This window comes from Chitinophaga alhagiae (genome assembly GCF_003568665.1).
In the GTDB taxonomy this organism is placed as follows: Bacteria; Bacteroidota; Bacteroidia; order Chitinophagales; family Chitinophagaceae; genus Chitinophaga; species Chitinophaga alhagiae.
Map to the genome: position 1 here is coordinate 1,139,746 of NZ_QXMH01000002.1, position 11,512 is coordinate 1,151,257.

An 11,512-nucleotide genomic window follows, 5' to 3' on the forward strand; every position below is an offset into this window, starting at 1 on the left:
AATCAAGGTATATGACGCAATACTCAAAATATATAATAGCTATACTCGCGGCAGCTTCGTTTGCCGCCTGCAGGGTCGGAAAAGACTACAGGCGGCCCGAAGTGGCCCTGCCGGAGCAGTTCGTAAGAACGCCCGCAACAGACAGTACCATTGCCAACGCGCCGTGGCGGCAGTTTTTCCCTGACCCCACGCTGCAGCACCTGATCACAGACGCCCTGGTGAACAACTTTGACCTGCAGATAGCGCTGAAGCGTATTGAGGCCGCTTCCGCCTACGTAAAACAGGCCAAGACCGCCCTGCTGCCGTCTGTTACCGCCAATGCCACGGCCAATACCAGCATCCCGTCCAAAAACAGCCTGAACGGCCTGAGCCTGGAAAATTTCCTCAAAACGAACCATATTGAGGATTTCACCCTGGGCGTAGGCATCAGCTGGGAAATAGACATCTGGGGCAAGATACGCCGGCAAAAAGAGGCCGCCCTGGCCAGCTACCTGCAGTCTTTTGAAGCCGCCAAAGCCATACAGACCGGCCTGGTAGCCAATGTGGCCAACAGCTATTTTAACCTGCTGATGCTGGACGAGCAGCTGCGCATAGCCCGCAGCAATGCTACCCTGAGCGATACCATTGTACAGATGATCCGCATGCAGAAAACGGCCGGTGATGTAACAGAACTGGCCGTTCAGCAGGCCGTGGCGCAGCAACAGGCCGCGGAACTGCTGGTGCCGCAGCTGGAGCAGGCCGCCGCCATCCAGGAAAATGCCATCCGCATACTGATGGGCCAGATGCCCGGCGCCGTGCCGCGCAATACTGCGCTGGCCGATCTTAAGGTATGGGACGAACTGGCCACCGGCGTACCCGCCGCCGTGATCAGCAACCGGCCGGACGTGAAAGCGTCCGAACTGGGCCTGAAAGCGGCCAACGCCAACGTAGGCGTGGCGCAGGGCAGCATGTACCCCGCGCTCAGCCTCACCGCCAACGGCGGCCTCAACGCTTACGAAATAGGGAAGTGGTTTTCCATTCCCAACTCCCTGTTTGGCACCGTGGCCGGCAATATAGCCCAGCCCGTGTTCCAGCAGCGCCGCCTGAAAACGCAACTGGAAGTGGCCAAAGTGGAACGTGACCAGGCCGTGATACTCTTCCGCCAGTCTGTTACTAATGCCGTACGAGAAGTGTCTGACGCGCTGGTGCAGCTGGAGAAACTGAAGGAACAGGAAACCATTGCCACCAGCCGCCTGGAAACCACGCAGCAGGCCGTATCTAACGCCCGCTTGCTTTTCCGCAGCGGCCTGGCCAACTACCTGGAGGTGATCGCGGCACAGAGCAGCAGCCTGCAGGCGGAACTGACGCAGGCGGATATCAGTCGCCAGCGGCTGACCGCCATGGTGGATCTTTACCGCTCCCTGGGGGGCGGGTATCAATAAAACCCGGTGTTCGGCAATAGCGGAGAAAGAGGGATTCGAACCCCCGGAGCCGTTATTGCAACAGAGCGGGGAACGTTGACAGGTGATGGTTGTATTTCCGGATCAACAGACAGGTTAAAAGGAAGAATGCAAAAGGCAACTGTCATCTGTCAACGTTACACCGCTCTTCATGAACATCAGGTTGTACCGGTAAACTTAGCCAAGGGAACGGCGGTTTACCGGTTTTTTATTGGCTGAAGTGCCCTGCAGCAGGGTGTTTGAAAGGTTTTTTACCCGCTTGCGCGAAAAAAATTTTTTTTAATTCATCCGGATTTATACTTTTGCGCCGGAGGAATGGCAGAGCGGTCGATTGCGGCAGTCTTGAAAACTGTTGACTGTAACAGGTCCGGGGGTTCGAATCCCTCTTCCTCCGCTCTAAAAAAATGTCTCGCAGGTAGCGGGACATTGGTGTTTTTAGGGGGATGTGGCAGCCTTTGCATAAACGATGTTGACTGTAACAGGTCCGGGGGTTCGAATCCCTCTTCCTCCGCTCACTTTTGAATGTCTCGCAGGTAGCGGGACATTGGTGTTTTTAGGAGGATGTGGCAGTCTTTGCATAAACGACGAATACCACAATAAAGCTAAAATGCTTAATGTTATTGTTTTCATCATTGTCTGGTTTTAATTGGTACACGACAAATCCCGCTATCCGTAGTTCCGGCGTCTTGCCAACTGCGGGAAATTTGTCGTGTACCCTGTTAATTGACTAACCCGGCATTTGACTTACGTCCACATAGGCTACTTCCCATTGGTGGCCATCCAGATCGGCAAAACTGTGCTGGTACATCCAACCCTGGTCGGCCGGTTCGGCGTAAATGCTCGCCCCCAGTTCTTTTGCCCTGGCGATTGTTTGTTCCACTTCTTCACGAGAAGCAGCATCCAGGGCAATCAGCACTTCGGTATTTTTAGTCGCATCACATATTGCCTTCCTGGTAAACGTCTGAAAGTATGGTTCCATAAGCAGCATCGCAAATATGGAATCACTGATAACCATGCAAGCCGCATTCTCGTCACTGAATTGTGGGTTGAAACTGAACCCAAGACCTGCGAAGAACGTTTTAGACTTGTGCAGGTCCTTAACCGGTAAATTGATAAAAACTTTTGTTGCCATGATCTTTTCATTTTTAATGATTAACACCATTGCAAAGGAAGGGGCTTCCCGACGTAAAATGTTGTCGAAAAATTGGGTTGGTCGGTAAATTTGATGGATTATGGCTTTTTCGCAAATACTGATGGAGATTGCCCTGTTTCTTTTTTAAAGAATTTCCCAAAATTAGCCGGGTCTGAAAAGCCTAACCGATAGGCGATTTCCGATATGCTAAAGTCGGTGTATAAGAGTAGGGATTTAGCTTCCCTTACCAGTCTTTCGGAGATATAGGTCAGCGCATTTCTACCGGAGACCGTCTTGATGGTTTGAGAAAGATGGTTGGGTGTTACCGAAAGCAGCTCGGCATATTCCTTTACCGTCCGCTTCTCAATATAATGGCTGTTTACCAGATGCAGGTATTTACTTAGCAATCCCTGATCAGGGGAAGCAAATCGTGCGGCATCGTATTGCTCATCTATAAATTCTTTCACACGGTAAAGCAGCGCAAGCAGTTTTAATCTGGCTTCAATATGCGCTCCCTCGCTGCTCCTCTCGTAAGCTATTAGAACCTCTTCAAAATGGGGGATCAATTGGCGATAAGTAGCCTTGGTCAGCGTAAACAGGTTTGTATAAAGGCGGTTAAAGAAAGGGAACTCCCTATGGAAGCTCGGTTTGAAAAACGAAAAACACTCCGGTTTAAAATAAAAGATATACCCTTCCAAGGCATCGGATTTGGAAAAGCTATAGACCAAATCCGGTGAGTGGCAAACCAAATAGGCTTCGGGGTCATTTACGGTTTTGTTGTCATAGCTGATCTTGATTTTTCCCGAACTCAGGAAAATAGCAAAAAAATAGAATGCCCTTCGGAACGGGGGAATGTAAAATTCTTTTTCTATGTCTGATTTATTCAGCTTTATGCTATAAAACAGGGGGTTAGCTGTCCGCCCCGAAAAAGGGAATATTTTCAGAAAATCATTGATCTCGGTATAGTACGGGATGGATACAGTTGATTTTGTCATTGCTTGCTTCACTTCATCTTTTGGTTAAACGTAAAATGGCGCTCGTGTTATATTGAATGTTGTCAATCATTTTAATTGCTTGTTGTATCTAAGGTAAACAAAAATGCTGTGAACAGGATTGCTGTCCCAAACCAAAAAATGTCTCATGCAGATACATGATTTTTCACCCAGCGGGCCGCAAAAGACCGTGAAGGAAGATAGCCTGGTGTCTGGTAGTTTAAGGCTCATCAGCAACATCGTCATCAGGGCGGCTGATTTTGAGGCGGCGCTACGTTTGGCAAAATCCTGCCCGGTGCTTGAACAAGGGGGAACAATAGAAGCCAGGGAGATCCAGCCGCGGCCGGTGCAGGGCAAAAGGGACGATGTACCGGGCAACCCGGGAGGCGCGGAGCTTAACGTGTAACACGGTCATATTCCCGGCTCCTCCTGTTCAGCGTGTAACTGAAGTCCTCATTTCCGACCAGCAGGCTGCCATCAGGCCGTACGAAGAACAAGATATTGTCATCACCTTTCAGTAAGCTGATCACATGGTCCTTGTTATCCGGCTTCAATTGATAGATGATCCGGCCATTGCTTAATGTTTGTATGCTCCATGTCCCTTTGTCCATCGTTTCTTTCCTGTAGCCGCTTCCGCCTTCGAGATAGTATGTAGGCTTTTGGGTGATGGGGTCCGCGTACAGCAGCACATACCATTTCATTTTGAGGCAAGCGTCCTGCTTATTGGGGTCCAGTAAATGAGATAGCCCCTGGCATGGTGTACGGCCTTCAAAAACCAGCGGGTAGGCCTGTTTGTTCGGACTTGGGGCGATGGTGAAGGATTGGGTGGCTTTTGGCCGGTCGTTGTTCAGTACAAAGCTGTATCCTCCGTTACCAACAAGCATGTTGCTGTGATGATCGGCAAGATGCAGCAGGTTTTCATTTATTTCCAGCAGTTCCAGGGTTTGATTATTCCGGTGCAGGGTATAAATGTGGCGCTCTTTGGTGAGTTTCCCGGCGCCATGTACAACTTTTTCATCGATAAAACCCGGTGTTCCGCCTTTGGAAATACCATACTTGCAGGTAAGTTCATAGCTATCCTTGTTGACAGACAGCTTCCAGCGCATAAAATCTATCGAGTCTGATGCGGATATTCCCAAAAATGCCCTTACAACAGCATGGGGCGGGGTGCTTCCTACAAATGTGGTAGCCTGTCCGTAAGATGTACTGGAGAAAATAAGGAGGATTGTGAGGAGTGTGCTGGATTTCATGGCAGTAAATTTTTCTTGCCTGAAATTAAAGCGCGGAAAGTTGAGGTAACACTAGTTATGACCACAGGAAGGAAAACCTACACCAACTCACCAGTTAACGTGACGTAATATCCAGAGAACAATTGCCCGCCTGCGCCCGGGGGTACCCCTCTATTTTGTAAGAAAACGCCATTGCTTTCGCCCTTATTGTGCGCAAAAAAATATAGTTGAAAAACGATGCGTTGCTTCCTCATAGCACATATTTTTGGCTTTCCACACTGCTAAAACCCGTCAGTATGATGCCCAAAAACAACAAGAATACCTACGTAATCCGTTTTCAGGAACTAGACAGATCGATGCTGATGCTCGCAGGCGGCAAAGGCGCCAACCTCGGAGAACTGTACAGGATAAAGGAAATACCCGTACCGGCAGGTTTTTGCGTTACTACCGAGGCGTACCAGCAGGTAACCGGCAACAGCCGGGCACTCAACAGCCTGCTGGATGAACTGGCGGGCCTGAAGGCGGAAGAGCGGGAAAACATCCGTGAGGTGAGCGCAAAGGCCCGTACGGTTATTGAAGAGATGCCTGTTCCGGAAGAGATAGCAGCAGCGGTAATGAGTTGTCTCTTACAGTTCGGAGAAGAAGAAGCCTATGCCATACGCTCCAGTGCTACGGCGGAAGATCTGCCCACCGCATCTTTTGCGGGCCAGCAAGACACGTATCTGAACATCTCCGGGAAGGAAAACATTTTGCGGCATATCCGTAAATGCTGGGCATCGCTGTTTACGGAGCGGGCCGTTACTTACCGCATCCGGAACGGCTTTGACCACCGTAAGGTACAGCTGGCCGTGATGGTGCAGAAAATGGTGTTCCCGCAGGTGGCGGGCATTTTGTTTACGGCAGACCCTGTTACTTCCAACAGGAAAGTACTGTCTATTGATGCCAGCTTCGGGCTGGGGGAGGCGCTGGTTGCCGGCCTGGTGAACGCTGATAACTATAAAGTGCGCAACGGCAAGGTGACAGATAAAAAGATATCCGCCAAAAAGCTGGCCGTTTACGCCGTGGAAGGCGGCGGAACAAAGGAACAGGAGGTGGGACCGGCAGAGCAGCACACGCAGGCGCTGACGGATGAACAGGCCCTGCAACTGGCGCGTATAGGCAGAAAGATCGAAGCACACTTTGGCGGCCCGCAAGACATTGAATGGTGCCTGGCGGACGGTACGTTCTACATAGTGCAGAGCAGGCCTATCACAACGTTATTCCCCGTTCCTGCGGCAGATGACGGGGAAAACCATGTATATATATCGGTTGGCCATCAGCAAATGATGACAGACCCCATCAAGCCGCTGGGCTTGTCTTTTTACCTGTTATTGACCCACGCTACCATGCGCAAGGCGGGCGGAAGGCTGTTTGTTGATGTTACGCCTATGCTGGCAACGCCTTCCGGCAGGGAAAATATCATGAACATGGCGGGCAAATCCGATCCGCTTGTAAAAGACGCATTGATGACCGTGATGGCGCGGAAAGATTTTGTCAAACTGTTGCCGGATAGTGATAACGCACCGCGGAGCAGGGCGGCGGCGGCGTCTCCGGGTAGGCCGGTGGAGAACGCCCCGGCCATTGTGGCGGGCCTGATCAGCAGCAACCAGGCAGCGCTGGCGGCGTCAAAGCAGCACATCCAGGCAAAGTCCGGGCCGGCACTGTTTGATCTCATCCTGGAAGATGTCCGGCAATTGCAGCAAATATTGTTCAACCCGCAAAACCTGATGATGATCATGGGCGCTATAGACGCGGCAACATGGATCAACGAAAAAATGAAGGAATGGCTGGGCGAAAAGAACGTGGCAGACATCCTGACGCAATCTGTACCCAATAATGTTACGTCGGAAATGGGCCTGGCGTTGCTGGATGTAGCGGATGCGCTCCGGCCTTACCCGGCGGTCATTGATCATTTGCAACATACAAAAGATGATAACTTCCTGGAGGAGCTGGAAAAGCTGGAAGGGGGGCAGGTGGCCCGGGAGGCCATACAGGCTTACCTTGACAAATACGGCATGCGGTGCGTAGGGGAAATTGATATTGCACGGCCCCGCTGGAGCGAAAAACCCGCCGCACTGGTGCCCATGATACTCAGCAACATCAGGAACTTTGAGCCGGGCGAGGGCAAACGGAAGTTTGAGCAGGGATTGGCGGAGGCTTCAAAAAAAGAGCGGGAGCTGCTGGAGCGGTTGCGGCAGTTGCCGGACGGTGAAGAAAAAGCGGCTGAAACCAAACGTATGATCGGCCAGCTCCGGGATATGGCGGGCTACCGTGAATATCCGAAATACAGCCTCGTAAACCGCTACTACGTTTATAAGCAGGCCTTGCTGAAAGAAGCGGAGCAACTGGTGCGGGCCGGGGTGATGCGGGAAAGGGAAGATGCTTACTACCTCGCTTTTGAAGAATTTAAGGAAGTGGTGCTTACGGGCCAGCTGGATGATGCGGTCATCCAACAACGGAAAGCGGCGTACAGGGAGTATGAAAAACTGACCCCGCCGCGGGTGATCACGTCAGACGGGGAGGTCATTACGGGCCGTTACGCGCATGACCACCTCCCGGCCGGGGCTATTGCGGGCCTGCCTGTTTCTGCCGGCGTTATAGAAGGGCGGGCGCGGGTGATCCTCCATATGGAGGAGGCCAACCTGGAAGCGGGCGATATACTGGTGACCGCCTTTACAGACCCCAGCTGGACGCCCCTGTTCGTATCCGTTAAAGGCCTGGTGACCGAAGTGGGCGGGCTCATGACGCACGGCGCGGTAATTGCGCGGGAGTACGGCCTGCCGGCGGTAGTGGGAGTGGAGCGGGCCACCATGCTGATCAAAGACGGGCAGCGCATCCGGGTGAACGGAACGGACGGCTACGTAGAGGTGCTGTAGCTGGTCTATTCTTCTTCCTGGTACTCCAGGATATCCGCAGGCTGGCAATCCAGCGCCTTGCAGATAGCTTCAAGCGTGCTGAACCGTATGGCTTTCGCTTTGCCGGTTTTGAGAATGGACAGATTGGATAACGTAAGGCCAACTTTTTCGGAAAGCTCGTTTAACGACATTTTGCGCCTGGCCATCATCACGTCGAGGTTTACTATAATCGGCATAGCTATATGGTTAATTCGTTTTCTTTCTGTATCTGGATACCCCGCTTGAAAATATGCGCTACCACAAACAAAACAACGCTCATGAACAGCCATACGTCCGCCCCGCCGAACCCCATGCCTTCTATACCGGGCATGGTGATGCCCTTATCTGCCAGCCACCCGGTGTATTTAACGCCCCTCCAGGAGAACAGGCCGATCAGCAGCGCCAGGTACGATATGTTGAACATAAAACGCCCCACTTCCTTGCTGAAAGGCTGCCCCATGTTCAGCTTTTTATCGTGCAGCAGCATGATGATGAGGTAAAACATCCATGCCTTCATCACCGCAACAACACACATAAAAAAGGCGATTACCAGGAAATGCCCGCGGTCATAGTTGAAAAGGGCAGACAGGTCCATCCGCTGCCAGAAATGTTTCGCGCCCACCGGGTTCAACACCATGGTATAAAAAGTATTGGATAGAAAACCGCCCGCGTCAATACACACACCCACAAATATTATCCAGGACAGGATGTACAGTATCCACAGCATTTGCTTTGTGCCGATTTTGATTTCCATGACAGGTAATTTTAGGAATGATACCACAAATGTAATAAATATTTATTGAAAAACAATAAAAATAAGTTAATCATTAATAAAAATTGGCTGAATAAGGATAACGGTTGATGTGCCTCCTGCGGGAACATTCCCACAACATTGGGAGGCTTCCCGGTGCTTTTATACCGGTCATGCATATACTATCTGCCTGCGCAGGCTTTAAATTTGGGTATGTTTCCACGTATCTTTTCCTGCCTGCTGCTGCTGCAGTGCATTTTCCTGAAAGTATATCCGCAATCCGAACTGCGCCTGGGCCACACAAATGGCCCGTCTGTGATCTTGTCTGTTAGCAACGGTGTGTTGAACTGGTCTGCGGTGGCCGGCAATAAAACACTGACAGGGCCTTCCGCCGCCGGTTTCCAGCTCAATAACGTACGCTACGGGCATGCTGTTGAAAGCATGGACATATCCGCCCGGGAGGGAGACCGTTATGACGTAACGGTGAAAGACCGCCAGGGCGTTTTCAGGATGGTGTTCAGGCTGTTTAAGGACGGCTGCGCTTTCCGGTACGTATTGCCGGAGAGGGGAAAGCTCGTGAAAGAGCTGACGGCATTCCGCATTCCGGCATCTGCCCGCGTGTGGTTCTTTGAAAGGAACAACGCGTGGAAACTGAAATCTTACGCCGGGTGGTGGACGAGCACCATCGTAGACAGCCTGCCCGTTATTTCCGCCATGGGGCCGGTGCAGGGCAAACCATTGGTGATGCAGCTGCCAGACCGTACGTACATGGCCATCACCGAAGCCGCCTTGTACAACTACAGCGGCATGCGGCTGGAAGCTACCGGCAACCGCACCGTGCAGGTCAATTTCACGGAAGGGAACGCGGGGTTTGATGTAGATGCGGGGCAAGTAACGCCCTGGCGGGTGGTGATGTACGCGGAAGATCTCAACGCACTGGTCAATAACGGGATGATAGCGGCATTGAACCCCCGCCCCAACGCCTCCCTGTATAAAGACGTATCCTACATCCGCCCGGGAAAGGCTGTGTGGAGCTGGATTACCCGGAAAGAAAATTACATGCAGCCGGAAGAAGAGAAACGTTTTATTGACGCGGCCGCCCGCCTGCGGTTTGATTATACGCTGCTGGACGAAGGCTGGGAGACCATCTGGCCCAACAAATGGGCGCAGCTGAAAGACATTTGCCGGTACGCGGCGGAGCGGAAAGTAAAAGTATGGGTATGGCGGGATTCCAAGCTGCTGCGCAACCCGCAGCAACGGGACCTGTTCCTGGACAGCCTGGTGCAATGCGGTGTTGCCGGTATAAAAACAGATTTCATGAACAGCGAGGCGCGGGAGCTGGTAGATTTCGAGATCGGCTTCCTACAGGCCACCGCCGCCCGCAGGCTGATGGTGAACTTCCACGGGTGCCACGCGCCCACGGGAGAAAGCGTTACCTACCCCAATGAAATGACGCGCGAAGGTATCCGCGGCCTGGAGCTGAACCCCATGAAAGAGCCTATCCCCGCCTGGCACAACGCGGCCTTGCCGTTTACCCGCTTCCTTTGCGGGCATGGGGATTATACGCCCGGTTTCTTCACCAACAAAGGCCCCACTACTGATGTACACCAACTGGCGCTGATGTACCTTTTCAATTCGCCCTTCCAGTGCATGGCCGAAAACCCCGTTACCCTGCTCAACAGCCCGTTGTATGCGCCCATTATCCCGCTGCTGCAAACGCTGCCCGTTACCTGGGATGAAACGCTGGTGCTGGAAGGCAGTGAAATAGGGCAGCTGGCGGCGCTGGCCAAAAGGAGCGGCAGGGAATGGTACGTGGCGGTGATCAACGGCACAGACCAGCCGCAGGAGTTCACTTTGCGGCCAACGTTCCTTTCCCGAGGCAGGCACCGCGGGCTGGTGGTGAGCGATGAGGAAGGGTTTGTATTGGAAGAGCGGCGCATCCGGCGGCAGGACGCGCTCAGGTTCGTATTGCCCGCAACGGGCGGGTTGGTGGTACGCATCCGGTAGAGAGGTGTTCCCGGCGGCCATCCGCGGCAATACTTTTCGAGCTGGGATGGCGGCCGCTGTGCGGCAAAAAGAGATCGTACGCGGAGATAGACAGGGGAGGCGGGCCCTCCTGCCGGAAGAGTTGCAGGCGCTTATTAAAACAGGAAGTTGGGATCATCCCTGCCATGCGCCGCCATCTCCTACACCCGGTGCTTGCGCCTGAACGCTGAAGGAGACAGCCGTACTATCTTCCTGAACTGCTTGGAAAAATTGGTCATGTTATTGAAGCCGCTGTCCTGGCAAATGTAGCTGATGCTGAAGTGGGTTTTCATCAGTTGCCGGCAGGCATGGCCCACCCTGATCTGGTTCACAAAGTGGGAGAAGGTCTTCTTGGTCACCTGCCTGAAGTACCGGCTGAAGCTGGAGGGGCTCATCATGGCCATGCGCGCTATTTCTTCCAGCTGTATGTCTTGCCTGAAATTGGCCAGCACGTAATCGAATATCTGCTGCAGGCGGTCATTGGCCTTGCTGCTGCCCGTTACCCCGGGGCTTGAGAGCACGGCGTATTCCGCGGAGGCAGACAGCTCCTGCAAAACAGACAGCAGGCACATCAGCCGCTCCATGCCCGTATGCGCCAGCATGGCCTCCATTTTTGCGCTTACGCTGGCCCGGGTGTTGCCGGTGAAGTGCAGGCCGGTGGCCGCCCTTTCGAACAGCAGCAGCACGGGCTGCATTTCGGGTATCTGCAAAAAGTCCTTCCCGAGGAACGCTTCCCTGAAATGCACCACCAGGGAGCCGCCTTGTTCTTCTTCATCATCTTTCCGGTACCAGTGGGGCAGGTTGGGGCCCAGCAGGTCCAGCTCGCCCTCGCAGTAGTCAGATACATGATCGCCTACAAAACGTTTGCCTTTCCCCCTGATGATCAATACCAGCTCATACTCCGGGTGATAATGCCAGGGCGTTTCAAAGTAGGGCGTCACATATCGGTCCGCCACAAAAGAGGATTGCTCCGAAAGGGGGAGTTTTTGAATGAGCGACTTCATGCCGGTG

10 protein-coding genes and 1 tRNA gene are annotated in these 11,512 nt (G+C 52.8%); 5 read left to right on the plus strand and 6 right to left on the minus strand.

Annotated elements, in window-relative coordinates; translation table 11 throughout:
- Nucleotides 1-11 precede the first annotated feature (11 nt).
- Nucleotides 12-1,421 carry an efflux transporter outer membrane subunit gene (locus tag D3A97_RS15515; RefSeq protein WP_119079380.1) on the plus strand — a complete coding sequence of 470 codons (1,410 nt, stop codon included), beginning with the start codon at nt 12-14 and terminating at the stop codon, nt 1,419-1,421.
- A gap of 327 nt (nt 1,422-1,748) precedes the next feature.
- Nucleotides 1,749-1,833: transfer RNA gene (locus D3A97_RS15520), tRNA-Ser, on the plus strand.
- A gap of 333 nt (nt 1,834-2,166) precedes the next feature.
- Here the strand turns inward: D3A97_RS15520 and D3A97_RS15525 are convergent.
- Together D3A97_RS15525 and D3A97_RS15530 are read right to left on the minus strand one after the other, a co-directional pair.
- Nucleotides 2,167-2,571: a VOC family protein gene (locus D3A97_RS15525; RefSeq protein WP_119079592.1), complete on the minus strand. Its 405-nt coding sequence runs from the start codon at nt 2,569-2,571 to the stop codon at nt 2,167-2,169.
- Between the two features lie 98 nt (nt 2,572-2,669).
- The gene (locus D3A97_RS15530; protein ID WP_157986574.1) at nt 2,670-3,578 is read right to left on the minus strand and encodes a helix-turn-helix domain-containing protein; all 909 of its coding nucleotides are present in this window, start codon (nt 3,576-3,578) and stop codon (nt 2,670-2,672) included.
- A gap of 133 nt (nt 3,579-3,711) precedes the next feature.
- Here D3A97_RS15530 and D3A97_RS15535 point away from each other — a divergent pair, with 133 nt between their 5' ends.
- On the plus strand, nt 3,712-3,969 hold the full coding sequence (locus tag D3A97_RS15535; RefSeq protein WP_119079382.1) for a YciI family protein: 258 nt from the start codon (nt 3,712-3,714) through the stop codon (nt 3,967-3,969).
- Here D3A97_RS15535 and D3A97_RS15540 read toward each other — a convergent pair.
- A complete protein-coding gene (locus tag D3A97_RS15540) occupies nt 3,959-4,813 on the minus strand; it encodes a hypothetical protein (RefSeq protein ID WP_157986575.1) in 855 nt (284 codons plus the stop codon). The genes D3A97_RS15535 and D3A97_RS15540 overlap by 11 nt on opposite strands.
- A gap of 275 nt (nt 4,814-5,088) precedes the next feature.
- On the opposite strand from D3A97_RS15540, the gene ppsA reads away from it, so the two are divergent.
- Nucleotides 5,089-7,707: a phosphoenolpyruvate synthase gene (ppsA, locus tag D3A97_RS15545; RefSeq protein ID WP_232825978.1), complete on the plus strand. Its 2,619-nt coding sequence runs from the start codon at nt 5,089-5,091 to the stop codon at nt 7,705-7,707.
- Nucleotides 7,708-7,712: 5 nt separating this feature from the next.
- Here the strand turns inward: ppsA and D3A97_RS15550 are convergent, their stop codons facing one another.
- Both D3A97_RS15550 and D3A97_RS15555 read right to left on the minus strand, forming a co-directional pair.
- Nucleotides 7,713-7,922, minus strand: coding sequence for a helix-turn-helix domain-containing protein (locus tag D3A97_RS15550; RefSeq protein ID WP_119079384.1), 210 nt, complete (start codon nt 7,920-7,922; stop codon nt 7,713-7,715).
- Nucleotides 7,923-7,924: 2 nt separating this feature from the next.
- Entirely contained in the window at nt 7,925-8,479 is a 555-nt protein-coding gene (locus D3A97_RS15555; RefSeq protein ID WP_119079385.1) for a DUF2975 domain-containing protein, read from the minus strand.
- Between the two features lie 210 nt (nt 8,480-8,689).
- On the opposite strand from D3A97_RS15555, the gene D3A97_RS15560 reads away from it, so the two are divergent.
- A complete protein-coding gene (locus D3A97_RS15560) occupies nt 8,690-10,483 on the plus strand; it encodes a glycoside hydrolase family 97 protein (RefSeq protein ID WP_119079386.1) in 1,794 nt (597 codons plus the stop codon).
- Between the two features lie 179 nt (nt 10,484-10,662).
- Here D3A97_RS15560 and D3A97_RS15565 read toward each other — a convergent pair whose 3' ends face one another.
- Complete coding sequence (locus tag D3A97_RS15565) at nt 10,663-11,505, minus strand: helix-turn-helix domain-containing protein (protein ID WP_119079387.1); 843 nt, start codon at nt 11,503-11,505, stop codon at nt 10,663-10,665.
- Nucleotides 11,506-11,512 lie beyond the last annotated feature (7 nt).

Bases quoted from the DNA above. Each gene is read 5' to 3' on its own strand.
- D3A97_RS15515 (WP_119079380.1), top strand. From the start codon at position 12: ATGACGCAATACTCAAAATATATAATAGCTATACTCGCGGCAGCTTCG.
- D3A97_RS15525 (WP_119079592.1), bottom strand. From the start codon at position 2,571: ATGGCAACAAAAGTTTTTATCAATTTACCGGTTAAGGACCTGCACAAG.
- D3A97_RS15535 (WP_119079382.1), top strand. From the start codon at position 3,712: ATGCAGATACATGATTTTTCACCCAGCGGGCCGCAAAAGACCGTGAAG.
- D3A97_RS15540 (WP_157986575.1), bottom strand. From the start codon at position 4,813: ATGAAATCCAGCACACTCCTCACAATCCTCCTTATTTTCTCCAGTACA.
- ppsA (WP_232825978.1), top strand. From the start codon at position 5,089: ATGATGCCCAAAAACAACAAGAATACCTACGTAATCCGTTTTCAGGAA.
- D3A97_RS15550 (WP_119079384.1), bottom strand. From the start codon at position 7,922: ATGCCGATTATAGTAAACCTCGACGTGATGATGGCCAGGCGCAAAATG.
- D3A97_RS15555 (WP_119079385.1), bottom strand. From the start codon at position 8,479: ATGGAAATCAAAATCGGCACAAAGCAAATGCTGTGGATACTGTACATC.
- D3A97_RS15560 (WP_119079386.1), top strand. From the start codon at position 8,690: ATGTTTCCACGTATCTTTTCCTGCCTGCTGCTGCTGCAGTGCATTTTC.
- D3A97_RS15565 (WP_119079387.1), bottom strand. From the start codon at position 11,505: ATGAAGTCGCTCATTCAAAAACTCCCCCTTTCGGAGCAATCCTCTTTT.